At 74.3% G+C, this 21,916-nt stretch carries 23 protein-coding genes; 9 read left to right on the top strand and 14 right to left on the bottom strand.

Annotation, left to right across the window (positions count from 1 at the left end; all coding sequences use genetic code 11):
• Window positions 1–59 precede the first annotated feature (59 nt).
• Together PV342_RS25255 and PV342_RS25250 are read left to right on the top strand one after the other, a co-directional pair.
• On the top strand, window positions 60–677 hold the full coding sequence (locus PV342_RS25255) for a helix-turn-helix domain-containing protein (protein WP_361011363.1): 618 nt from the start codon (window positions 60–62) through the stop codon (window positions 675–677).
• Between the two features lie 14 nt (window positions 678–691).
• A complete protein-coding gene (locus PV342_RS25250) occupies window positions 692–817 on the top strand; it encodes a DUF6126 family protein (protein ID WP_018561021.1) in 126 nt (41 codons plus the stop codon).
• Between the two features lie 20 nt (window positions 818–837).
• On the opposite strand, the gene PV342_RS25245 is transcribed toward PV342_RS25250, so the two are convergent.
• On the bottom strand, window positions 838–1,662 hold the full coding sequence (locus PV342_RS25245; protein WP_400807156.1) for a tyrosine-protein phosphatase: 825 nt from the start codon (window positions 1,660–1,662) through the stop codon (window positions 838–840).
• A gap of 245 nt (window positions 1,663–1,907) precedes the next feature.
• On the opposite strand from PV342_RS25245, the gene PV342_RS25240 reads away from it, so the two are divergent.
• Window positions 1,908–2,699, top strand: a complete 792-nt coding sequence (locus PV342_RS25240; RefSeq protein WP_026251352.1) for an SGNH/GDSL hydrolase family protein — start codon at window positions 1,908–1,910, stop codon at window positions 2,697–2,699.
• 31 nt (window positions 2,700–2,730) lie between these two features.
• Here PV342_RS25240 and PV342_RS25235 read toward each other — a convergent pair whose 3' ends face one another.
• The gene (locus PV342_RS25235) at window positions 2,731–3,111 is read right to left on the bottom strand and encodes an ATP-binding protein (protein WP_018561024.1); all 381 of its coding nucleotides are present in this window, start codon (window positions 3,109–3,111) and stop codon (window positions 2,731–2,733) included.
• 215 nt (window positions 3,112–3,326) lie between these two features.
• Here PV342_RS25235 and PV342_RS25230 point away from each other — a divergent pair, with 215 nt between their 5' ends.
• From PV342_RS25230 to PV342_RS25220, 3 genes are all read left to right on the top strand, one after another.
• Window positions 3,327–4,193 (top strand): Sco1979 family transcriptional regulator, encoded by an 867-nt coding sequence (locus tag PV342_RS25230; RefSeq protein ID WP_386993308.1) that lies wholly within the window; start codon window positions 3,327–3,329, stop codon window positions 4,191–4,193.
• On the top strand, window positions 4,190–4,432 hold the full coding sequence (locus PV342_RS25225; protein ID WP_018561026.1) for a DUF397 domain-containing protein: 243 nt from the start codon (window positions 4,190–4,192) through the stop codon (window positions 4,430–4,432). The genes PV342_RS25230 and PV342_RS25225 overlap by 4 nt, the downstream gene beginning before the upstream one ends.
• A 79-nt stretch (window positions 4,433–4,511) precedes the next feature.
• Entirely contained in the window at window positions 4,512–5,318 is an 807-nt protein-coding gene (locus PV342_RS25220; protein ID WP_391575832.1) for an SAM-dependent methyltransferase, read from the top strand.
• 83 nt (window positions 5,319–5,401) lie between these two features.
• Here the strand turns inward: PV342_RS25220 and PV342_RS25215 are convergent, their stop codons facing one another.
• The 6 genes from PV342_RS25215 to PV342_RS25190 are packed head-to-tail and all read right to left on the bottom strand — an operon-like array spanning window position 5,402 to window position 11,558.
• Window positions 5,402–6,292 carry an STM4011 family radical SAM protein gene (locus tag PV342_RS25215; RefSeq protein WP_400807168.1) on the bottom strand — a complete coding sequence of 297 codons (891 nt, stop codon included), beginning with the start codon at window positions 6,290–6,292 and terminating at the stop codon, window positions 5,402–5,404.
• Between the two features lie 11 nt (window positions 6,293–6,303).
• Entirely contained in the window at window positions 6,304–7,683 is a 1,380-nt protein-coding gene (locus PV342_RS25210; RefSeq protein WP_500318735.1) for an STM4012 family radical SAM protein, read from the bottom strand.
• A complete protein-coding gene (locus tag PV342_RS25205; protein ID WP_386993509.1) occupies window positions 7,680–8,489 on the bottom strand; it encodes an STM4013/SEN3800 family hydrolase in 810 nt (269 codons plus the stop codon). Before PV342_RS25205 ends, PV342_RS25210 begins: the two co-directional genes overlap by 4 nt.
• Before the next feature lies 1 nt (window position 8,490).
• Window positions 8,491–9,648, bottom strand: coding sequence for an STM4014 family protein (locus PV342_RS25200; protein WP_500318734.1), 1,158 nt, complete (start codon window positions 9,646–9,648; stop codon window positions 8,491–8,493).
• Complete coding sequence (locus PV342_RS25195) at window positions 9,629–10,594, bottom strand: STM4015 family protein (RefSeq protein WP_500318733.1); 966 nt, start codon at window positions 10,592–10,594, stop codon at window positions 9,629–9,631. Before PV342_RS25195 ends, PV342_RS25200 begins: the two co-directional genes overlap by 20 nt.
• 7 nt (window positions 10,595–10,601) lie before the next feature.
• On the bottom strand, window positions 10,602–11,558 hold the full coding sequence (locus PV342_RS25190; RefSeq protein ID WP_400807139.1) for an STM4015 family protein: 957 nt from the start codon (window positions 11,556–11,558) through the stop codon (window positions 10,602–10,604).
• Between the two features lie 240 nt (window positions 11,559–11,798).
• On the opposite strand from PV342_RS25190, the gene PV342_RS25185 reads away from it, so the two are divergent.
• Window positions 11,799–12,125, top strand: a complete 327-nt coding sequence (locus PV342_RS25185) for a DUF8820 family protein (protein ID WP_361011344.1) — start codon at window positions 11,799–11,801, stop codon at window positions 12,123–12,125.
• Window positions 12,126–12,146: 21 nt separating this feature from the next.
• Window positions 12,147–13,211 (top strand): DUF6745 domain-containing protein, encoded by a 1,065-nt coding sequence (locus tag PV342_RS25180; RefSeq protein ID WP_400807137.1) that lies wholly within the window; start codon window positions 12,147–12,149, stop codon window positions 13,209–13,211.
• On the opposite strand, the gene PV342_RS25175 is transcribed toward PV342_RS25180, so the two are convergent.
• Genes PV342_RS25175 through wecB form a run of 6 tightly spaced genes read right to left on the bottom strand, consistent with a single transcriptional unit; the run spans window position 13,187 to window position 20,406 of the window.
• On the bottom strand, window positions 13,187–14,110 hold the full coding sequence (locus PV342_RS25175; RefSeq protein ID WP_500318732.1) for a carbohydrate kinase family protein: 924 nt from the start codon (window positions 14,108–14,110) through the stop codon (window positions 13,187–13,189). The two genes, PV342_RS25180 and PV342_RS25175, sit on opposite strands and share 25 nt — an antisense overlap.
• Before the next feature lie 31 nt (window positions 14,111–14,141).
• Window positions 14,142–14,732 (bottom strand): PadR family transcriptional regulator, encoded by a 591-nt coding sequence (locus PV342_RS25170; RefSeq protein ID WP_500318731.1) that lies wholly within the window; start codon window positions 14,730–14,732, stop codon window positions 14,142–14,144.
• The gene (locus PV342_RS25165) at window positions 14,729–16,891 is read right to left on the bottom strand and encodes a glycosyltransferase family protein (RefSeq protein ID WP_500318730.1); all 2,163 of its coding nucleotides are present in this window, start codon (window positions 16,889–16,891) and stop codon (window positions 14,729–14,731) included. The genes PV342_RS25170 and PV342_RS25165 overlap by 4 nt, the downstream gene beginning before the upstream one ends.
• Window positions 16,888–18,687 carry an NACHT domain-containing protein gene (locus tag PV342_RS25160; protein ID WP_500318729.1) on the bottom strand — a complete coding sequence of 600 codons (1,800 nt, stop codon included), beginning with the start codon at window positions 18,685–18,687 and terminating at the stop codon, window positions 16,888–16,890. Before PV342_RS25160 ends, PV342_RS25165 begins: the two co-directional genes overlap by 4 nt.
• Window positions 18,687–19,328 carry a class I SAM-dependent methyltransferase gene (locus PV342_RS25155; RefSeq protein WP_500318728.1) on the bottom strand — a complete coding sequence of 214 codons (642 nt, stop codon included), beginning with the start codon at window positions 19,326–19,328 and terminating at the stop codon, window positions 18,687–18,689. The genes PV342_RS25160 and PV342_RS25155 overlap by 1 nt, the downstream gene beginning before the upstream one ends.
• Complete coding sequence (wecB, locus tag PV342_RS25150; RefSeq protein ID WP_500318727.1) at window positions 19,321–20,406, bottom strand: non-hydrolyzing UDP-N-acetylglucosamine 2-epimerase; 1,086 nt, start codon at window positions 20,404–20,406, stop codon at window positions 19,321–19,323. The genes PV342_RS25155 and wecB overlap by 8 nt, the downstream gene beginning before the upstream one ends.
• A 38-nt stretch (window positions 20,407–20,444) precedes the next feature.
• On the opposite strand from wecB, the gene PV342_RS25145 reads away from it, so the two are divergent.
• The gene (locus PV342_RS25145) at window positions 20,445–21,899 is read left to right on the top strand and encodes a glycosyltransferase family 4 protein (protein WP_500318726.1); all 1,455 of its coding nucleotides are present in this window, start codon (window positions 20,445–20,447) and stop codon (window positions 21,897–21,899) included.
• Window positions 21,900–21,916 lie beyond the last annotated feature (17 nt).

Here is a 21,916-nt window from a genome sequence, read left to right as displayed (position 1 = left end):
GTTCTTGCCTCTGAGGCAAAGTTTTTGCCTCAGAGGCGAACCATCTCTATACCTGAGGTATGACCTCACCATCCGCGGACGAGGCGCCCCTGCCGGACGTCGCCCCCCAGCTGCGCGCGCTGCGCCGCCGGGGCGGGCTGACGCTGGAGGCGGCCGCCGCCCGCGCCGGGCTCTCGCCCGCGCACCTGTCCCGGCTGGAGACCGGCCAGCGGCAGCCCTCGCTCCCCATGCTGCTGGCGCTCGCCCGCACCTACGGCACCACGGTCTCCGACCTGCTGGGCGAGACCGCCCCGGAGCGGGAGCCGGTCGTCCGCGGCGGCTCCGTGCCGCCCGCGGAGGCCGGCGGCTGGACGTACTGGCCGGCCGGGAACCCCGGGCGGGCCATGCAGGCCCTGCGGCTCCACGTGCCCCCCGGCCCCCAGGAGGGCCTGGTCCGCGTCCACGCCGGCGAGGAATGGCTGTACGTCCTCCAGGGCGAACTGCGGCTCACCCTCGGCGAGGCCGTGCACCGGCTGGCGCCCGGCGACAGCGCCCACTTCGACTCGCTCACCCCGCACCGCATCGCCGCGGCCTCGCCGAACGGTGTCGATCTGCTGTTCGTCCACACACTGCTGCGGAGTTCCGTCGCCGAGCTGTGCCTGGGCGACAGCCGTTCCCCGCGCCCCCACGGCGCATGACGAGAGGACTGACCATGTCCGCAGACTCCCGCGACAAGGCCCCCATGGGCTTCAAGGTGCGCGCCTTCATCTACCTGGTGGGGGTCCACGTCATCGCCGCGTTCTTCTTCCTGATCTTCCACCTGGCCGGGGCCAAGTAGGGCGGCCCCGGCAGCCCGGGTCAGGCCGGCTGCGCGCCGTCCAGGAAGAGCGCGCGCAGCCGCTCGCGGCGCGCGGGCGTGAGGCCGAGCCCCTCCTCCAGGTAGCGGTCCGCCGAGCCCCAGTGCTCCTCGATGGTGTCGAAGGCGGTCTCCAGGTACTCCTTGCGCGCGTCGAAGAGGGGCCCGAGCAGCTCCATGACCTCGGGGGTGCTCGCCGGCTCCGCGTCGTCGCCGCGCCTGATGCGGTAACGGCGGTGGGCCTCGTTGCTCTTGAGGTAGTCCTCCACGATCGCGTCGCGCTCCACCCCGAGGGCGAGCAGGATGACGGCGATCGAGGTGCCGGCCCGGTCCTTGCCCGCGGCGCAGTGCAGCAGCGCCGGCACCGACTCGTCCTCGGCGAGCAGCTCCAGCATGCGGGCGTGCTCGGCGGTGCGGTCCAGGACGATGCGGCGGTACGCCTCCACCATGCGCGCGGCGGCGCGGCCCTCGCCGAGGATCTCGCGCAGCGCGGCGATGTCGCCGTCGCGGACCGTGGTCCAGAACTCGGCGCCCTGCGCGGGGTCGCTCAGCGGCATGTTCACGTTGCGCACGCCGGGCAGCTCGACGTCGGGGCCCTCCAGCTTCATGTCGGAGGCGTTGCGGAAGTCGAAGACCGTGTGCAGTCCGAGGGAGGAGAGGAATCCGGCGTCCTCGGCGGTGGCGTGCGCCAGGTGGCCGCTGCGGAAGAGCCGTCCGTACCGCAGGCGGCGGCCGTCGGTCGTCGGGAGGCCGCCCACGTCACGGAAGTTGCGCACCCCGGACAGCTCGGGTTCCGACGGGGCGGTCTGCGGCGTCTGCTCGGTCACCGGCGCTCCTTCGCTCAGGGGCCGGGCGGTGCGGGTCACCGGCGGCCGGACCACTCCCGACCTTACGGCACCCCGGCCGGGCCCGTACCGCGCGGTATGTGATCGCGGCGGAGGGCTGTATCGGCGCCGGCGGAAGGCCGTCTTATTCCGTTTCCGGTGGGTCCGGCCGGGTGGGATAGATCACCCCCCGTCAACCCCTGGTTACGGTGGCGTAAGTCACTTGAGGAGGTGAAGTATGTGCTGACGTGCCAGACGATTCGAGAACAGACAACAGCGACGCCATCGGGTCGTACGCAGCCGTGGGGGACAGCTTCACGGAGGGTGTGGGCGATCCGGGTCCCGACGGGACGTTCATAGGCTGGGCCGACCGGCTCGCGGTCCTCCTCTCCGACCGCCGCCCCGAGCACGACTTCCGGTACGCGAACCTCGCGGTGCGCGGCCGCCTCCTCGACCAGATCGTCGAGGAGCAGGTGCCGCGGGCCGTGGAACTCGCGCCCGACCTCGTGACCTTCTGTGCGGGCGGCAACGACATCCTCCGTCCCGGCAGCGACCCGGACGACGTCGCCGAGCGCTACGAGGCGGCGGTCGCCCGCCTCACCGGGACGGTCGGCACCGTCGTGCTGTGCACGGGCTTCGACACCCGGGGCATTCCCGTGCTGCGGCATCTGCGCGGCAAGATCGCCACCTACACGGCCCATGTGCGCGCCATCGCCGACCGGTACGACTCCCCGGTGCTGGACCTGTGGTCGCTGCGCTCGGTCCAGGACCGCAGGGCCTGGGACGCCGACCGCCTCCACCTGTCGCCCGAGGGGCACACCAGGGTCGCCCTGCGCGCCGCGCAGGTGCTGGGCCTGGAGGTGCCGGCCGATCCCGACCAGGCGTGGCCGCCGGAGAGGTTCCGCGCGCCCGCCGAGATCCGGCGGGACAACATCCAGTGGGCCCGCGAGTACCTCGTGCCGTGGATCGGCCGGCGGCTGCGCGGGGAGTCCTCCGGCGACAACGTGGAACCCAAGCGTCCGGACCTGCTGCCCCTGTAGGGGGCGGCAGGCGGGGGCCGCGGGGGCGGCGTCAGAAGGACGGAGCCCCGGGGCCGAGTTCGGCCCACACGACACGGCCGCCGCCGTCGTCGGTGGGCCGGACGCCCCAGGCCTGTGAGAGCGCGCCCACCAGCAGCAGACCGCGTCCGCCCTCCTCGTCCACGCCCGCCGCCCGCGGCCGGGGCGCAGTCGGCGCGCGCCCCTGGTCGCTGACTTCGAGCCGCAGCCGGGTGCCGTCGTACCCCATCCCGCAGGTGATGAACTCACTGCCGGTGTGCATGACGGCGTTGGTGAAGAGCTCGGAAACGATCATCTCGGCGTCGTCGCGCAGTCCCTCGTCCGTCTCCCACTCCCGCAGCCGCGCCCGCACGCGATGGCGTGCGTCGGCGACCGAGGACCCGTGGGCGGGCAAACGGAACAGGTCCCGGCAGCGACGGGCGTCGGGGGTGCCACGGCGCTCTAACCGCAGAGCGTCTGGTGAGGAGGCCACGTCGACAACTATGCGGTCCCGTTCGAACCGTTGGCAAGATGCGATCTGTAATTTACAGAACGGCCGGTGCGCACTGTCGGTTTTCGATGACGGCATGACACACTGCCTACAGCAGAGGGGAGTTGGGGAAGTTGGTCGTGACGGACGCACGGTCGGCCGGTGCTCCCACCGTCCTCCGGGTGGTGCTCGGCAAACGGCTCCAGGACCTGCGCGAGAAGGCGGGGCTCTCCTTCGAGGAGGCCGGCCGGGCCCTCGACGTCACCCACGCCACGATCCGCCGCATGGAGAAGGCCGAGGTCGGCCTGAAGATCCCCTACGTCGAGAAGCTCCTGCGCACTTACGGGGTCACCGGCCCGGCGGAGCTGGAGGAGTTCCTCGCACTGGCCCGGGAGGCCAACCAGCCCGGCTGGTGGCACCGCTACCGCGACGTCCTGCCCGACTGGTTCAGCGCCTTCGTGAGCCTGGAGGGCGAGGCCGGCGTCATCCGCGCCTACGAACCGCACTACGTCCCCGGACTGCTGCAGACCGAGGACTACGCGCGCGAGGTGCTGCGGGCGGGGAACCCGGGCGCCGGGGACGCGGAGGTCGAACGCGGGGTCGCGCTGCGGATGGAGCGCCAGGCGCTGCTCACCCGGGAGGACGCGCCGCTGGTCTGGATCGTCATGGACGAGACGGTCCTGCGAAGACCCATCGGCCGACCGGCGGTCATGCGGGCCCAGATCGCCAGGCTCATCGACTCCTGCGCCCTGCCCAACGTACGACTGCAGATCATGCCGTTCACGGCCGGACCGCACCCCGCCATGTACGGCCCGTTCCACATCTTCCGGTTCCAGACGCACGACCTCCCGGACGTCGTCTACTCCGAAAGCCTGGTCGGGGCCGTCTACTTCGACGACCGCGACGACGTCTCGACCTTCCTGGAGGCCCTGGACCGGATGTGCGCACAAGCCGCGCCGACCCAGAGCACCGAGCGGATCCTCGGTGGCATCCACAAGGAGACATGACCATGGAGCGGATCTACAACGGCATGCCCGCCGGGGAACTCGCCGACGAGGGCTGGCGCAAGCCGTGGAGCGGGGGCAACGGCGGCTCGTGCGTCGAAGCCCTCAGGATGGACGACGGCCGGGTGGCGTTACGGCAGTCCGACGACCCGGACGGGCCCTGCCTGATCTACACCGGCAGCGAGATGATGTCGTTCATCCAGGGCGCCAAGGCCGGCCAGGCCGACTTCCTGCTGCCGTGAGCGGCGGGACGGAACGGAAGACCACCGACCGCACCGACCTGGACCCGCAAGGGCCACCGGAATCCGAACGGAGCAGGCGTTGACCGACAAGGGCTTCCCCGCTGAGGAGATCGACACCAGCCGGCCGCACCCGGCCCGGATGTACGACTACTACCTCGGCGGCAAGGACAACTACGAGGCCGACCGCGAGGCGGCCGAGATGGTGATCCACATGACCCCCGACGCGCGCCCCAGCGCGCGCGCCAACCGGGACTTCATGCAGCGCGCGGTGCGTTACGCGGCGGGACAGGGCATCCGGCAGTTCGTCGACATCGGCACCGGCATCCCCACTTCGCCCAACACCCACGAGGTCGCCCGCTCCGTCGTCCCCGAGGCCCGGGTCGCCTACGTCGACAACGACCCCATCGTCGCCGCCCACGCCGGCGCGCGGCTCACCAACACCGGCAACGCCGGCTTCTTCCTCGGCGACGTCCGCGAGCCCGAGACCATCCTGGAACACGCCACGATCCGGGAGCTGATCGACTTCGACCAGCCCGTCGCCCTGATGCTCGTCGCGCTCCTGCACTTCGTCCGCGACGACGAGGACCCGGCCGGGATCGTGCGCACCCTCACCAAGAACCTCCCGGCCGGCAGCCTGCTCATCCTCAGCCACGGCACCACCGACTTCCACCGCGACGTCGACGCTGACGCCGGCGAGGCGTACAAGAACGCCACCTCCACCCTCACCCTGCGCGGCAAGCCGGAGATCGAGCCCTTCTTCGAAGGGTTCTCCCTCGTCGAGCCGGGCCTGGTGCAGGTACCGCTGTGGCGCCCGGACGGCCCGCTGGTGCAGGAGGGCGAAAACGTCCGCATCGCCTTCTGGGGAGGAGTCGGCCGCAAGGGCTGACACCGCCGGGCCCGGACCGAGTGCGCCGGGGCCTGGCGTGCTGGGGCCGGGCGCGCCGGGGCCGGGCGTGCCGGGCCGCCCCGCTACGAGGAGGCCGGCGTCAGGAGCCGCAGCGGTGTCCGCCCGGGCGGTGCCGCGGCGGGGATCCGTTCCAGGACCCCGCCCGCGAACACGTCGTACAACGGCAGCGTCTCCAGGTGGACGTAGCCGATGTGGCAGTCGCAGACGGCCAGCGGGCACGCGCGCGGGCGCAGCGCCGCGCGGTAGGAGCCGTCGTAGAGGTTGCCCAGCTCCTCGCGGACGAAGTGGCAGCGGCGTACCGTGCCCTCGCCGTCCACCGAGACGACCGACTCGCCCGTGCGGCACGGCAGGCCCGCGCTGCGGTGCGGATGCCGGCTGTACGGGAAGAGCGGGTCGAGCGCGGTCCACCGCGCCGCCTCGGCGTCGGTGTAGGTGTGGCCCTCGGCGGCGTTGACCCACAAGTAGACGTGGTCCGGGAGATCGTCACGCAGCCGGCGGGCCTGCTCCAGGTGCTCCGGCAGGCCGACGACGCCCACGCTGTGGCGGACCCCGCGCTCCGCCAGGTCCCGGCACTTGGCCAGGAAGCGGTCGTAGGGCGTCTGGCCGGGGTGGAAGGTGCACCACAGGGCGATCGTGTCCCGGTCGGCGTCGTCCAGCCACTGTGTGCGGCCGCTCAGGTTGGTCTGGATCGCCACCCTGCGGACGTGCGGCAGCCGGCTCAGCTCCGCCAGGGCGCGCCGGTACCAGGAGCGGACCAGGCCTTCGCCCCACGGGGTGAACAGCAGGGAGAGCCGGTCCCCGGTCTGTTCGCCCGCCCAGCCGGCGAAGCGCTCCAGGGCGGAGCGGTCGGCGGTCAGCTGGGCGCGGCTGTCACGGCGCTTGGCGAACGGGCAGTACGGGCAGTCGTAGTCGCACGAGGCGAGCGGTCCGCGATAGAGGATCGTCAGGTCCATGGCGTGGGTGCTCACTTGGGCTCGTAGGCGGCCATACGGCGGCGGACGGCGGTGGAGAACAGCTCGGGACCGGCCGCGTCGGAGTGGGCCAGGCCCTCGGGCGACAGCCGCAGCACGTCCGGCCCCGCGGACGCGTCCATCCAGCCCCGGTCCGCGAAGCGCTCCAGCTCCTCGGCGAAGTCCTCCCCGGGCGCCGAGCCGAACCGGGCCCGGTACTCCGCGACGGACAGGCCCTCGGCCTGCAGCAGCGACTGCAGCAGATGACGGCGGCGGGCCTCCTCGTCGTCCATCGTCCAGCCGTAATCGGCGTGACCGAACTCCCGCGTGGTGCGCGCGGTGTAGGCGTCGATGATGCCGCGGATGCGGTGCATGTCGACGGCGTAGTCGAAGGAGTAGTGCAGCGTGGAGGTGTACGAGCGGGCCCCGCAGCCGAGGCCGACCATGCCGTCGGTCTGGCAGGCGTAGTCCCCGCCGCCGGTGGCCGGCGCGTCCGCACGGCGGAACATGCGCATCGACACCTGCTCGTAGCCGCGTGCCAGCAGATGGTCGCGGCCGTGGCGGTACAGCCGCAGCCGCTGCTTGTCCCACGCCTGCTCGCCCCGCTCGGTGCCGGCGGTGTGCCGGCCGAGCCCGGTGAGCGGGCGGACGTACAGGGGGTACAGATACAGCTCCTCGGGGCGCCAGGCGAGCGCGGCGTCGAGGGACTCCGTCCAGGACAGCTCGGTCTGGCCGTCGATGCCGTAGATCAGGTCGATGTTGAGGACGGGGATGCCCGCCTCCCGGATCCTGCCCAGCGCCGCCTCGACGTCGCCCCGCCGCTGGGGGCGGACGGCGGCGCGCGCCTCGGCCTCGACGAAGCTCTGCACCCCCAGGCTCAGCCGGGTCGTGCCGCGCTCCGCCAGCACCGACAGCCGGTCGGCGGTCGCGGTGGCCGGGGAGGCCTCCACGGACAGCGGTATCGCCCGCAGGTCGGCCCCCAGGCCGTGTTCGGCGAGGTCGCAGAGCCGCTCCAGCTCGGCGGCCTCCAGATACGTCGGAGTGCCGCCGCCGAAGGCCGCGTTGGCGAACCGCGCGCCCTCGCCCAGCGCCTCCCGCACCGCCGCGGCCTGGCGCTCGAGGGCGTCCAGGTAGGCGGTGGCCAGGCCGCCGGGCGCCCCGATCCTGGTGAAGAGGTTGCAGAAGCCGCAGCGGACCTCGCAGAACGGGATGTGGAAGTAGAGGGACAGCGCGTCCTTCGGCTCGTCCGCCCACAGGTCGCGCAGCCCGGCCCGCTCGCGGGGCAGCGCGCGGTAGGCCGTCTTGTGCGGGTACGCGTACACGTAGTGCCGGTACGGGCGCACGGCGGCCGTGGCCGGGGGCGTCGTGGAGAGCGTCACGTCGGTGAGTGTCATCGGGCGGCCCCGTCGAGGAGGAAGTGGGCGTAGGGCACCGTCCACACGACCTCGTGGCCGATGCGGTGGCCGGTGTGGCCGTCCTCGCCGTACGCCGTGCCGTGGTCGGAGCAGACGACGGCCAGGCACGGGCGGCGGCTCGAGGCGGCGGCGAAGAGCCTGCCGATGTGGCGGTCGACGTACTCCAGGGCGGCGGCGTGCGTGGCGCGCGAGTCGCCCGCCTCCCGGGTGGCGCCCGGCAGGTGGAACCAGTTGGGCTGGTGCAGTGCGGACACGTTCACGAAGAGGAACAGCCGCTGCTCCGGCGGCAGGGCGGCGACGACCTCCTCGGCGCGGGTCACCTGCGCCTCGAAGGAGGTGGGCGAGGGCACGCCGAACTCCGGCTCCCAGTGGCTCTCCTGGAAGAGCCCGGGCAGCACCGAGCCCAGCGGCGCCTGCTTGTTGAAGAAGCCGACACCGCCGATGCACACCGTGCGGTAGCCGGCCGCGGCCAGGCCCGACACCAGGTCGGGGGTGTCGAACACGAAGGTGCCGTCCGCGGTGCTCTCGCTGCCCGCGAAGCGCGCCGCGAAGAGCCGGGGGTGAGGGCCGGGCGCGGTGGGCGTGGGCAGGAAGCCCGCGAAGATCGCCTGGTGGGAGGCGTAGGTGAAGCTGCCGGGCGCGTGCCGGCGCTCCCAGCGGCCGCCGGGCAGATGGCGGGCCAGATGCGGGATGCGGCCGGCCGCGGCCAGCTCCTCGGCCACGTCGTGGCGGAGGGTGTCCAGCGTGACCAGCAGGATGTCGTGGCTGCCCACGACCTGGTTCATGTCAAGCGGTGGCGTCATGGTGGTGCTCCTCGCGTCGCGCGCGTTCCATCGCGGCCGGTACGGCGGCGACCTGGGCGGCGTAGGTGTCCAGGCCCTCGGCGCCGCCGCCCGGGAGGCCGGTGAGCCCGGGCAGCAGATCGCCGAAGGCGTTGACCTCGCCGACGGCGAAGCGGCGCCAGCCTGTCGTGGGCAGCACGTCCACGCCGACGCAGAGCGTGCCGGGGAAGCACGCGGCCGCCCGTTCCGCGGTCGCCAGCACATCGCCGAAGTCGCCGCCCGCGGCGCGGATCGCGGCGCCGGCCGCGTCCAGGTCGCCGCGGACGCCGCCGAGGTGCAGGTTCGTCATCGGGTGCCGGCTGGTGCGGACGACGGCGTGCGTGGCGCGGCCGGCGACCACCACCACCCGCAGGTCGGCCGCCCGGCCGTGCAGCGACGCCTTGGGCAGCCAGCGCTCGACGTGCAGCCCGTCCGGGGCCAGCGCGTCGACGAGGGCGGCGACCTCCGGCTCCGTGCGGTACTCGCGGACCCGCAGCGAGTTGAACAGGCGCCCGTCGGCGGTGGTCTCCACCGAGGTCGTGGCCTTGACCCGTCCCGGGCCCGCCGTCGCCAGCGCCACCACCCCGGAGGCGGAGGAGCCGTGCGCGGGTTTGAGGAAGGCCCTGGGCATCCGGGCGGCGCGCAGGCGGTCCTTGAGCTCGTCCCAGCCGCGCACCGGCGGCCCGTCGGGTGCGGGCGGCACCGGGACGCCCGCGGCGGCGAGCCGGGCGTGGCAGCGCCGCTTGTCGAACAGGACGGCGATCTCCCCGGCGTCCGCCGACGGCACCGCGCCGGCCCGGCGGGCCGCCTCCGTCACCTCGCGCACCGCGGCGGTGAAGCGGCGGTACCACAACGCGGTGCCCTCGACCCGGGCCGGGTCGTCGGCGCCCCGCAGCAGCCGGTCGACCTCGGCGTCCTCACCGGGGGAGTCGACGCGCACGAACTCGCCGGGCGCGAAGGCGTACCGTCCGCGCAGCACGTCGCGCCACGCCAGCACGCGGGGCGCGGGATGGCCCGCGGCACGCACCGCGTCGGCGAAGAGGGTCGTCCTGCGGTTGCCGGGGTTGCCGACGACGGCGATGCGGAGCGCACCGCCGGTACCGCTACTCGGAGACGGCGACATAGCGCCACTCCTCGTTCCGCCAGTGATGCGGCTCGCAGTGCTCCGACAGGTCGACCTCGGTGCCCGCGGAGCCCACGACGGCGCGCAGCCGCTCGGCCACGGCATCGCTCAGGTAGTGGTGGTGCAGGTCGAGCCGCTTGAGGTGGGTGAGCGGCTGGCCGCCCAGCAGTGCCTCGGCGCCGGTGTCGGTGAGGGTGCCCATGGACAGGCTCAGCGTCTCCAGCTGCGCGACGACGGGAGCGGAGGCCACCGCCGCCGCGATCTCGTCCTGCAACTCGCTGTCCTGCAGGCCGAGGTGGCGCAGCGCGGGGAAGCGGCCGCCGGCCAGGACCGGCGCGAGGTCGGCGACCGTGGAGTCCCCTCCGTACTGCTCCACGCCGAGCCACAGCTCCAGCCGCTCCAGCGCGGGCAGCTCGCAGGCGCCGACCGCCCGCACCACCGCGCCGGGGAGCCCGCCGGACTCCAGGCGCAGCACGCGCAGCGCCTCGTGACGGACGGGACGCAGCGACAGCGGCTCCTCGCCCAGCCCCTGCGAGTCGCCGCCACGGACACCGAACTCCTCCAGCAGCGGGAAGCGTTCGAGGACGGGCGTGACGTCGGTCAGCTGCAGCCAGGAGACCTCGCACTCCTCGCCGGTCACGTCGGCGAGGAACAGGGCGCGCAGCGCGGGGAAACGCTCCGCGTCCGCGAGCACCAGTTCCAGCGCGGGACGCAGTTCGGAGTACTCGTCGTCCCACCAGGGGCCGAGGACCAGCGCGCGCACCCGCGTGGTGTCGACCGCCGCGGTGAAGTGGCCCCACAGCTCGGGGAAGGGGATCTCGCCGGCCTCGAAGCAGTCCAGCCGCCAGGCCACGGCGTCGGGGCCGGGCAGCTCGGCCGTGCCGGCCTCGGGCAGCGTGTGCACGCGCAGCCCGTGGAAGGTCTCCAGGTGACGTGTGACGGTCATGACGGCCTCACTCCGCGACGGCGGTGTAGCGGTGGACCTCGCCGTCCCACTCGTCCTCGTCGCCGGGTTCGGAGAGGTCGACCTCGACGCCCGAGGGCTCGAGGGCGGCCCGCACGCGCTCGGCGACCGGCTCGGTGACGAAGTTGTGGTGCAGGTCCAGCCAGTTCAGGTGGGTCAGCGGCTGGCCGGCGAGCAGGGCGGTCACGCCCTCGTCGGTGAGCACGCCCAGGGACAGGTCGAGCGAGGAGAGCTGGGCCACGACGGGGGCAGCGGCGACGGCGGCGGCGATCTCGTCCTGGATCTCGCTGTTGCGCAGGCCGAGATGGCGCAGCGCGGGGAAGCGGCCGCCGGCCAGGACCGGCGCGAGGTCGGCGACCGTGGCGTCGCCGCCGTACTCCTCCACGCCCAGCCACAGCTCCAGGTGCTCCAGCGCCGGGAGTTCGCTCGCGGCGACACCGCGGACCACCTCACCGGGCAGGCCGCCCGCCTCGAAGCGGAGCGTGCGCAGCTGCTGGTGGCGGGTCGCAGGGAAGCGCAGTCCGGTGCCGCCGCGGACGCCGAACTCCTCCAGCCGCGGATAGGCCTCGAGCACCGGCGTCACGTCGGACTGCTCGATCCAGGAGATCTCGGCCTCCTCCATCTCCAGGTCGCCGAGGAACACGGCCTCCAGCGCGGTCAGCCGTTCGCGCGCGTCCACGAGCAGCCGCACGAGGACACCGGAGTCGTTGTCGTACGGCTCGCCCCACTGGCCCAGGACGAGGGCCCGCACGCCCGCGGGCTCGACCGTCTCCAGAAAGCGGTCCCACAACTGCGCGAAGGTCTCCTTCGCGTCGTCCTCCCAGGGGTTGACGGCCAGCCGCCACGCCACCGCGCCCGCCGCCGGGAGCTCCTGCCGCGCGCCGGGCGCGGGGAAGTCGAAGGCCGGCAGGCCGTTCAGTTCCTGCAGATGTTCGACGTGGGACATCGGTGGTCTCCCGAGGTGGACGGACGCGGTGCTGTGTGTGGGTGGTGCCTTGGATGCGGTGCCGCTGTGGAGCCGGTGGTGCGTCGAGCCGGTGGTACCGGGCCCGCGAAGAGTTCTACCAAGTCGCTCCGACAGCGGCTGCCGCGGGCTGTGCACAGGCCGTCCGGGGGCGTTGTCACACCCCCCGCGTAGCGTCGTGGACATCGGGTCGGCGGGTGCCGACGGCGAAGGGAGACACGCATGTACCGGCAGGGGGACGTCCTGATCGTGCCCGTAGCGGAGGCGGCCGTGCCGCCGGGCACGGACCGGCTGCCGCGCCAGCCGAGGGACGTGCGGGGGAGGCTCGTGCTGGCCCTCGGCGAGGTGACGGGGCACGCCCACGCGGTGGTCGGTCCGGGGACGCTGGTGCGCGAGGCCGGGCCGTTCGGGGCGGCGTACCTCCATCTGCCCGACGGCGGGCGGGTGGTGCACGAGGAGCACGCCGCGATACCGCTGCCCAAGGGCTGGTACCGGGTGGTGCGGCAGCGCGAGTACGCGCCCGGCGCGGTGCGCGTCGTGGCGGACTGACGAGGACGGGGGAGCGGAGCGATGACGACGGTGGCGAACACGGGCACGGGCACGTCGGCGGTGCCGGCAGCGGACCGGGCGGCGCTGTGGCGCGAGGTCGTGGCGGCGACGGGACCGGCGGACCGGGCGGCCGCGGAGGGCGGGGTACGCCTGGCCTACCGGCTGGCCGGACTCGCGGAGCCGGAACGGATCGTGTGGGCGGCCTCACCGCTGGAGGCGGTGGCCCTGGCCATGCGCCTGACGGCGGACGGCACCGCGGGCGGCAGCGTGCGCGATGCGGTGCGCACGCGACCGTGGGCCGTTGCGCGGGAGCGGGTCGCCGACCGGCTCGGACCGGCCGGGTGGGCGGACCACTGGGCCGTCACGGGCGCGCAGTTGTGGGACACGACGGTGCTGCTGACCGAGCGGATACGGACCGCCGTGGTGGACGCCGGACCGAGGGTGCCCGGGGGCGGGCAGGCCGTGCGGCTCGCGCTGCTCGACGCCGTGCTCGGGCAGCACGACGCGGCGTGGCTGGCGGCCTTCGACGGCGAGGAGGGCACGGGGGAGCTGGCCGGGATCGCCGCGGTCGCCCGGAACGCCGGCTGGTGGTGGCCGTACGAGCGGACGGCGGTCGTCGCCGAACGCCCCCTGGAGCTGCACCGGGACGAGGCGGGCCGGCTGGACCGCGGCGACGGCCCCGCGCTGGCCTTCGCGGACGGCTTCGCGCTGCACGCCTGGCGCGGCATGCCGGTCCCCGCCGAGTTCCTCGACGGGCTCGCCGGGCTCACCCCCGGCCGTATACGCGAGGAGGAGAACGCCGAGCTGCGCCGGGTGATGCTGGAGCACTACGGCTACGAGCGCTACCTGGAGGAGTCCGGAGCCGAGCCCGTGCAGCGGGACGCAGCCGGGGTGCTGTGGCGGATCGAACTGGAGGGGGACGAGCCGCTGGTGATGGTCGAGGTCGTCAACTCCACGCCGGAGCCGGACGGCACCCACCGCACCTACTGGCTGCGGGTGCCGCCGCGGACCCGGACGGCCCGCGAGGGCGTCGCCTGGACCTTCGGACTGGAGGAAGCCGACTACGAGCCGGAGCGGGAGACCTGAGCGGAATCCAGCGTCGCGGCGTCGATGAGGGCCAGATTGCCGCCCGCCGTGCAGGTGTACGCACCCGCGCTCGCGCCGAGGCGGGCGCAGGACCCGAAGTCCAGTCCGCGCATGCGCCCGTAGAGGAAGCCGCAGAGGAAGGCGTCGCCCGCGCCGTTGGAGTCCACCACCGGGCCGGGCGGGGCGACGGCCGGGATGTGCCGGGGCGTGCTGCCCCCGTCGCGCGCGAGCAGATAGGCGCCGCCCGCGCCGGCGGTGGCGATCACGGCCTGGGCGCGGCCGTCGCGCAGGATTCCGCGCATCACGTCCGCGATGCGCTCGCCCGCTCCCGCGGCGCTGAGGAAGACCAGGTCGGAGCGGCGGGCGAACTCCCGCTGGTGTTCGGCCAGTCCGTCCCAGTCGTGCAGGTCGGTCGAGACGGGCAGGCCGAGTTCCTCGATGTCGTCGTAGAGGAAGCGGGCGAAGTGAGAGATCGACAGGTGCACGTGCCGGGCCCGGCGCAGGTGCGGCAGATAGAACTCGCGCGGCATCCGCAGGTCCGCGGGGTCACGTCCGTCGTAGAAGGACATCCGGTGACCCGTCGCGTCCACGAGGTTCACGGCCCGCCGGGTCCCGGCGGGGGAGATCAGCGGCTCGAAGTCGACATCGCCCTTGGCCAGGCGCTCCCGGAGCATGGTGCCGACCCAGTCCTCGCCGACGAAGTCGAGGAACTTCACGCTCATGCCGAGCGCGCGGCAGCCCAGTGCCACGTTGCCGCCCGTCTGGCCGGGCCACTCCCGGACCGGCTCCACCCCCAGGGAGTCCACGAACGGTACGGGCAGGCTGTCCACCCGCACCACGGTGTCCACCCCGGAACCGCCGACGACGAGTACGTCGTACGGTGACTCATCCGTGGTCATGCGCACCTCCAGTCACCACCCCGGCGCCATGTTACGGCCGGGCGGTGTCCCGCGATGCGCGATCACCGATGTGCTCCGCCGCCCAGGCGGCCCACTCCTGCTGCATCCTGGTGAAGCGCAGACCCCACTCCAGGGTCAGCCGGCCGTAGAACGCGAGGTCACCGCCTTCGTCGCAGTCGACGGAGCGTTCGACCTCCAGCAGGGCCTCGTGGTGCTCCGCGGCCTGCGCACCCTCCCGCTCCACGTAGGCGCGGGCCTGCCCGGGGCCGACGTGGTTGAGGAAGAAGACCCGCAGCAGCGCGTCGCTGCGGCGGTTGCGCTGCGGCTCGGCCTCGACGAGCCAGTGGAGCAGCTCCGCGCGGCCGGCCTCGGTGACGGTGTACTCCTTGCGCCCGCGCGGCCCCTCGGCGGCGACGGTCACGAGTCCGGCCTCGGCGAGCCGGTTCAGCTCCGTGTAGAGCTGGCTCTGGGTGGCGGGCCAGACGTTGCGAGGGACGTCGTCCGCGGTGTCGCCCTCCCCGTGGTCTTCACGACGCGCTACAGCCGTGCCGTGGCCACCCGCGCGAGGGCCGCCGCCTCCGCCGCGGTGACCGCCCCCTGCCGGCCGCCTCGTGGGCGTCACGGCGCCGAGCCGGTGACCAGTTCCGTCCACGCCGCGCGGACCGTGTCCAGCCCGAAGGTCTCGCGCAGCCGGTCGCGGGCCTGCTCGCCCGCCTCCTCCCAGCCGTCGGCCGCGAGCGCCGCGATGGCGTCCGCCATGGCCTCGGGCGAGTCGTGGATCCAGCGGCGCTCGTAGATCGCGTCGGCGCCCGGCCAGGGCAGCAGGGCGGGTACCGCGCCGGAGGCCATGCCCTCGGCGGGGGCGAGGTGGAAGCTCTCGTCGTCGCTGGTGGAGAGCACAAAGCCGATGCGCCGCAGCCAGCTCGCCACGTCGGGTCCGAAGTCGTCGAAGACCACGGCGTCCTCCAGCGGGCCGGACTGCACCCGCCTCAGTACGGCGTCGTAGTGCGCCCGCTCCTCCGGCTTGTTCCAGATCCACCAGTAGTCCCAGGGCATCTTGGACTTCACCGACAGCCGCCACCGAGGGTCCCTGGACCGCAGGGCCTCGAGCACGTCCAGTCCCAGGTCGAGGCGCTTGCGCGAGGGCGCGATGCCGATCATGCCGAGGCGGTGCCGGGCGTCGGGGACCTTGGGGCGGTCCAGCTGCCGGTCGTCGACCCAGTTGGGGATGGTGACGAGCTTCTCCTGGGGCCAGTCGGTGCGTTCCCGGGTGAGCCGGTTGTAGTGCGGGCTGACGCACACGACGCGGTCGACGGCGTCGATGTCCACCTGCGAGGGGTAGCCGGCGTACAGCTCGAAGCGGTGCAGGCGCACCAGCAGCCGCGAGCCGCGCCGCTTGTGACGGCTGTACCAGACGGCCGCGGGCCCGCACCACTCCACGACGACGACGTCGGCCCAGGCGGCGAGGTCGCGGCTGGCCGCCGCGTCGTGCCGGGCCAGCGCCTCCCAGGCGTCGACCCGCACCTCGACCCCGGGCAGGGCCTGGAGGTGGTCCAGCAGCCGCGTGAAGAACTTCAGGTCGTGCCCGGCGACGCCGACCCGCAGGGGCCGGCCGCGTCCGGCGAGCCCGGCCGGTACGGGGGGCAGCGCCCGTTCGATCAGTCCCCGCAGCCGCTCGGCGGCCCGGTCCAGTGAGAAGCGGCCGGCGGCCTCGCGGCAGCGCAGAGCGGCCGCACGGTAGGCCTCGGGGGAGCCGACGGCGGTGGCGACCGCCTCCGCCGCGTCGTCGAGGGTGCCCCCGCCGGGGACGAACAGCGGGTAGTCGGCGCCGAGCAGCGCCTCGTGCGCGGGGGTGCGGTTGAGCACGACGGGCAGTCCGAGCGTCCCGAACTCCAACACCTTGGTGGACAGTTCCAGGCTCGCGTCCAGTTCCGGCCGGCGCCAGCCCAGCCCCAGGTCGCAGCCCGCGGCGATCCGCATGGCCTCCTGGCGCGGCGTGCCGCCGTGGTGCACCACACCGTTCGCGGTGCGCAGCGCGCGTTCCATGGCCGCGTGGAAGCCGGGGTGCCGGGGGTCGTCGTGGATCTTGTCGCCGACGGTGTGCAGTTCGGCACTGATCCCCCGGGCGGCCAGGGCGTCCGGCAGCTCCGTCATCTCCAGGGTGTTCCAGCGCGGTGCGAACTTCCCCGTGTACACCATGCGCACCGGGTCGCCCGTCGCGTCGTGCTCCGGCACCGCGAAGTCCGGATCGGGCACGCTCGGCGGACACAGCACGCACCTGCCGCACGCGGCCGGTACCCAGGCCTCGATGAAGCAGCGCAACTCCTCGGTCTGGCAGAGCAGATAGCGCGACGCCTCGGCGATCCGGGTCAGCTCGTCCACGGCCTCCTCCGTCATGAGCGCCGCGGACTGCGGGATGTCGGTGAGGTACGCCCAGATCCGCCCGTCGAAGGCGCCGTCGGCGACGACCTGCGCCACCAGCCGCCGTCCGCGCAGCACCAGCAGGTCGCACGGCTCCTGCTCGTCCCGTTCGCGCAGCACCCGGGAGGCCTGGACAGGGGACAGGACGTGCCCGGACGGTACGACGGACACCCCCGGCAGCTCCGCCAGCGGATCGACCAGCCGCCCGGTGCGCACCGGTGCCTTCAGCACCAGCCGCGTCGCGCAGCCGGCCCGGGCCAGCGCCTGCACCGTCGACTGGGCCCACACCGCGGAACCGTCGATGAGGTTGAGGTCGACGTCCCCGTAGACCATCGCCCTGACCGTGCGCGTGCCCGTCATTGGACCTCCTCCGGGCGGATCGTGAACAGCCGCCCCGCCCCGGGGGACGGCCAGAGCGTCCTGCGCACCAGCGCCGGGCGGAAGCCGTTGACGTGCGGCACGAAGCCCGCCGTGTGCGCGCTGAAAGCCACCGCGTCGGCCCCGGAGCACTCCTGGGCGCACATCAGGTCCAGCAGGTGGACCGCCGACCGCTCCTCCGCGAGGTCCGACCAGTCCGCGATCCAGGGCGCTCCCGGCCCGTCCGCCGCGGCCCGCACGGTGACCCCGCCCGCGGTGAGCTCCGCGTAGGCCGGCCCCGGTGCGGGCACCAGCACCTCGGCGGGACGGTGCCGCTGCGCCATGACCTGCGCGACCAGGCGCGAGATCTCGGCGTCGTCCCGCGGGGCGGACAGCACGGCCACCCGCCGGGCGTCCAGCGGGTCCGGCGCCCCGGCGATCCTGGCGAGCTCCGACAGCCGGACCCGGGTGGCCCGGGAGACGAAGATCTCCCGCAGGCCCGCGCGGTCCACCGTCGCCGGGTCCAGCCGGGCCGGCTGCACCCCGGTGTCCCCGTCGAGCACGGCGTCCCAGGGGAAGGGGGCCAGACCCGGGGCGGCGGAGGCGGGGGCGTCCCGCCACAGCACGGCGGTGCGGCCGAGCGCGTGGGCGGCGGCGAGGAGTTCGGCCAGCCGCCGGTCCAGGTCGGGGGCGGCACCGGTGCCGGTGTGCGCCCACGGGCCGGAGAGACAGGCGCTGAGCTGCACGACGAGCACGTCCGGGTCGGTGCGCTCGGCGACCTGCCGGGCGTCGTGCGGCAGCGCACGGTTGACGACGGCGTCGTGGCCGAAGTCGGCGGCGGTCGCGGCGTCCAGCACGCCGGCGACGACCAGCCGGTCGCGCGGGCCGGCCGTGAACGCCCGGTGGGCCAGGTGCAGGTGCCCGTCGGCCGCCGGGTCAGCCGCTGGCGCGGCGGCACCGGCCGGTGGGGCCGACGGACGGCCGCCCTTGCCGCGGCCGCGCCACATCCCGTACAGCTCGCCGGGCAGCCGCTTCGAACCGCGCACCGGGGACCGGGCGGCCGAGACCAGCGCCTGGCCCACCCTCAGTGACGTCGAGCCCTGCAGCATGGCGATGCGGGCCTCCAGCACCCCGATGCGCTCCCGGGCGCGCCGCAACTCCGCCGCGAGCCGGTCGCGCTCGCGGGTGACGGCCCCCGTCCGCTCACCGTCCGTGCCGTCCCGCAGCGCCTCCAGGGCGCGGCCGTCCTCCTCGTGCCGCCGCTCCAGCTCCAGCAGCCGGGCCCGTCCGGCGCGCGACACGAACTCCGCCAGGACGTACTCGCCGGCCAGCCGAAGCGCCGTGGCGTCCCCGTCCGGCACGGGCCGCCCGGCCGGGTCGAGGAGCGGCAGCAGGGCCTCGGTGCAGGTGAACACCGCGCCGCCGTGCAGGTGCAGATAGTCGAGAGCGGCCGCCCGCAGCACCTGGCAGCGCTGCGCCACCAGGGAGTCGAGCAGCCGGTGGTACGGCAGTTCGGCGCCGGGGTGGCCGAACACGATCAGGCCCTTGCCGCCGGGCCGCATGCGACGCAGCGCCGCCAGGCACGCGGCCTCGTCGCCGTGCCGGGCGGGGTCGGGGCCGTAACTGAGCAGGGCCAGCCGTCCACCGCCGACCGGTTCGCCGTCGCCGGGCGGGGAGGGGCGCAGCCGCACGCCCTCGGGAAGGTGCAGGTACGGGCCGAGCGGGAGGCCGCCGCCGGTTGCGTCGACGACCTCGGTCACCCCGTCCAGGTGCGGGTGGAGCAGATCGAGAAGGCGCATCAGGAGGTCCTCGTGAAGACGTGGAAACCGACCCTGCTCTCCCGGAAACCGTACGGCGTGAAGCCGCCGTAGCGCAGACCGAGCGGTTCGACGGCGGCGCGGTACTCGGCCGCCGGGCGGTGCAGGACGCGGTCGCCGCGCGCCACGCGCCCGGGCGCGTCCTCGTCGGTGACGACCAGCCGGCCGGTCAGCCGGACGAGGGAGGCGAGGTTGACCAGCGCGGCCCGCCAGGCGGCGTCGTCGAGGACGCGGAACAGCACGTCCACGGCGAGCACCACGTCGTACAGCCACGGGCTGCGCCACTGCGACATCTCCGCCACCGCGTAGCGGGGGCCGCCGCCGAGCGCGCGGCAGCGGTCCACCGCCGAGGGGCCGGCGTCGATCGCGTCGACGAGGTGGCCGCAGCGGGCCAGGGCCCGCGCGAAGTGCCCCTCGCCGCAGCTCGCGTCGAGCACGAGCGGCCGGTCGCCGGCGCTCTCGCCGTCGCCGGCGATGCGCAGCACCTGCGCGACCCGCAGGGCGTCGAAGATCTCGTTCCCCGGCCGGTCGAGGCCGCCGGGGCCGTCGCGGCCGAGGTCCTCGTGCCCGCCGGGGCGGCCGTCCCCGTACGCGAGCGGGTCGAGCGGGCGCGGCTCAGACATGGTGGTCCAGCCACTCGGTGATGACGCGGGCGATGCGGGGGCCCGAGCGGCCGTCCCACAGCGGGGGGCCTTCGGGGGCGGGGGCGTCGCCGTCCAGTGCCTTGCGCAGGGCCGGGGCCAGCCCGTCGGCGGTCACGAGGCGGTTCGTGCCGTGGGTGACCGTCACCGGCCGCTCGGTGTTCGGACGCAGCGTCAGGCAGGGCACACCCAGGACGGTGGTCTCCTCCTGCACCCCGCCCGAGTCGGTGACCACCGCGGCGGCGCCCCGCAGCAACCCCATGAACTCCAGGTAGCCGAGCGGCTCCAGGATCCGGATGCCGGGTGCGTCGCCGAGCCCGGCCGCCTCCAGCGCGGCCCGGCCGCGCGGGTGCAGCGGGACCGCCAGCTCCAGGTGCCGCGCCGCCTCGCGCAGCGCCGCCACGGCGGCGGCCGCGGCGGCCGGGTCGTCGACGTTGGCGGGCCGGTGCAGCGTCACGACGCCGTAGCGCCCGGGCAGACCGTGGGCGGCGCGTGCGGCCCGCGGGTCGAAGCGCGGCAGATGGGCCAGGAGAGTGTCGATCATCGGGTTGCCGACGAAGTGCACCCGGGCGGTGTCCACGCCCTCGTGCGCCAGATGGCCCACCGCCTCCGGGCTGGTGGCGAAGAGGAGGTCCGAGAGCTGGTCGGTCAGCCGGCGGTTGACCTCCTCGGGCATCGTCATGTCGAAGCTGCGCAGGCCCGCCTCCACGTGCGCCACGGGCAGTCCCAGCTTGGCGGCGACCAGCGCGGCGGCGAGCGTGGAGTTGACGTCCCCGTAGACCGTGACCAGGGCGGGGGCGCGGGCCGCCAGCTCGTCCTCCAGCGCGGTCAGCAGGGCGGCGGTCTGCCGGGCGTGGCTGCCGGAGCCGACGCCGAGGTCCACGTCCGGCTCGGGCAGGCCGAGCTCCCGGAAGAAGACGTGCGACATGCGCTCGTCGTAGTGCTGTCCGGTGTGCACCACCGACTGCGGCTGCCCGGCCGCGCGCAGCGCTGCGACGACCGGGGCGGCCTTGACGAAGTTGGGCCGGGCACCGACCACGTGGACCACCGAGCCGAGCACGGTGCCTCCCGTTCACTGGACGTGCTTAGGGTGGGAATGTGCGTCGTCGTACTCTTCGTGCCCTGATTCTCGCCGCCTCGGTGGCGGTACGTCATCTGCGGGACGACCCGCTGCGCGCCGCGTCCCTGGCCCTGCGGGTCGCCCCGGGGCCGGCGCGGCGGCCCGCCCGGCGGGCGCTGGCGCGGCTCCCCGAGCGCGATCCGCACCGCGGGCGCGGCGGCGCCCGCCGGTACGGGCCGCGCGGCGTGCCCGCCCCTGCCGGAGTCCCGGGGACGGCGGTGCCGGGGCGGGTGCTGCACCTGGTCACCAACTCCCTGCCGTACCGCGACGCCGGTTACACCGTCAGGACGCACGCCATCGCACGCGCCCAGCGGCAGGCGGGCCTGGACCCGCAGGTCGTCACCCGGCTGGGCTTCCCCGTGGCCCAGGGGGTCTGGGACGGACGGCCCGCGCAGGTCGTGGACGGGGTGCCCTACCACCGTCTGCTGCCCCTGCGGATGCCGGGGACGCCGGAGGCCGCCCTCGCCCGCAACGCCGAACTGGCCGCCCGGCTCGTCGAACGGCTCCGCCCCGCGGTGCTGCACGCGGCCACCGATCACCCGAATGGCCGAGTGGCCCTCGCGCTGCGTGAATCGTTCGGCCTGCCGGTCGTCTACGAGGTGCGCGGCTTCCTGGAGGAGACCTGGCTGACCCAGGGGCCCGGACGCGGCCGTGACAGCGCGTCCTACCGGGAGCGGCGCACCCTGGAGACGCACTGCATGAAGGCCGCCGACCTGGTGCTCACCCTCGGCGAGGCCATGAAGGAGGAGATCGTCTCCCGGGGCGTGCCCGAGGAACGGGTGCGGGTCGTGCCCAACGCCGTGGACGACGTGTTCCTCCAGCCCCTGCCCGACCCCGGTGACCTGCGCACCCGCCTCGGCATCGGCCCCGGTGAGGTGGTCGTGGGCACGGTCTCCACGCTCACGCCCCACGAGGGCGTCGGCACCCTGCTGCGCGCCGGGGCCGAACTGCGCCGACGGGGGGTGCCGCTGCGCCTGCTGATCGTGGGGGACGGCCCGCTGCGGCCCGCGCTGCAGCGGCAGGCGGCCGGGCTGGGCCTGGGGGACGCCGCCCTGTTCACGGGGCGTGTGCCGTACGCCGAGGTGCGGGCCCACCACGCCGTGCTGGACGTGTTCGCGGTGCCCCGGACGGGGGCGCGGGTGTGCCGGCTCGTCACGCCTCTCAAGCCGGTGGAGGCCATGGCCAGTGGTCTTCCCGTCGCGGCGAGCGACGTCACGGCGATGGGTGAACTGGTCGAGGACCAGGTGAACGGAAGGTTGATTCCGCCAGGAGACGTACAAGCCTGGGCGGATGCGCTCGAAATATTGCTCTATAGTCCGAATCGACGGCGGATGATGGGTGACGCCGCCCGCGCACGAGTGGCCCGCGACCGTACGTGGGCGCACATCGCGGGGCGGACGCGCGACGCCTACCGCGGTCTGGGGGCCGTATAGCGCTCTGGATGGTGCGG

Source organism: Streptomyces sp. PA03-3a (assembly GCF_033792735.1).
Lineage (GTDB): Bacteria > Actinomycetota > Actinomycetes > Streptomycetales > Streptomycetaceae > Actinacidiphila.
Note: the sequence above shows the minus strand (reverse complement) of the source record. Positions and strands in the feature narration are given on the sequence as shown.

Coding starts and splice junctions, on each gene's coding strand:
- PV342_RS25200 (WP_500318734.1), bottom strand. CDS start 9,648: ATGTCGCCGTCTCCGAGTAGCGGTACCGGCGGTGCGCTCCGCATCGCC.
- PV342_RS25185 (WP_361011344.1), top strand. CDS start 11,799: ATGTACCGGCAGGGGGACGTCCTGATCGTGCCCGTAGCGGAGGCGGCC.
- PV342_RS25255 (WP_361011363.1), top strand. CDS start 60: ATGACCTCACCATCCGCGGACGAGGCGCCCCTGCCGGACGTCGCCCCC.
- PV342_RS25190 (WP_400807139.1), bottom strand. CDS start 11,558: ATGTCCCACGTCGAACATCTGCAGGAACTGAACGGCCTGCCGGCCTTC.
- PV342_RS25250 (WP_018561021.1), top strand. CDS start 692: ATGTCCGCAGACTCCCGCGACAAGGCCCCCATGGGCTTCAAGGTGCGC.
- PV342_RS25160 (WP_500318729.1), bottom strand. CDS start 18,687: ATGCGCCTTCTCGATCTGCTCCACCCGCACCTGGACGGGGTGACCGAG.
- PV342_RS25225 (WP_018561026.1), top strand. CDS start 4,190: ATGACCATGGAGCGGATCTACAACGGCATGCCCGCCGGGGAACTCGCC.
- PV342_RS25210 (WP_500318735.1), bottom strand. CDS start 7,683: ATGACACTCACCGACGTGACGCTCTCCACGACGCCCCCGGCCACGGCC.
- PV342_RS25195 (WP_500318733.1), bottom strand. CDS start 10,594: ATGACCGTCACACGTCACCTGGAGACCTTCCACGGGCTGCGCGTGCAC.
- PV342_RS25175 (WP_500318732.1), bottom strand. CDS start 14,110: ATGACCACGGATGAGTCACCGTACGACGTACTCGTCGTCGGCGGTTCC.
- PV342_RS25155 (WP_500318728.1), bottom strand. CDS start 19,328: ATGTCTGAGCCGCGCCCGCTCGACCCGCTCGCGTACGGGGACGGCCGC.
- PV342_RS25215 (WP_400807168.1), bottom strand. CDS start 6,292: ATGGACCTGACGATCCTCTATCGCGGACCGCTCGCCTCGTGCGACTAC.
- PV342_RS25165 (WP_500318730.1), bottom strand. CDS start 16,891: ATGACGGGCACGCGCACGGTCAGGGCGATGGTCTACGGGGACGTCGAC.
- PV342_RS25205 (WP_386993509.1), bottom strand. CDS start 8,489: ATGAACCAGGTCGTGGGCAGCCACGACATCCTGCTGGTCACGCTGGAC.
- PV342_RS25180 (WP_400807137.1), top strand. CDS start 12,147: ATGACGACGGTGGCGAACACGGGCACGGGCACGTCGGCGGTGCCGGCA.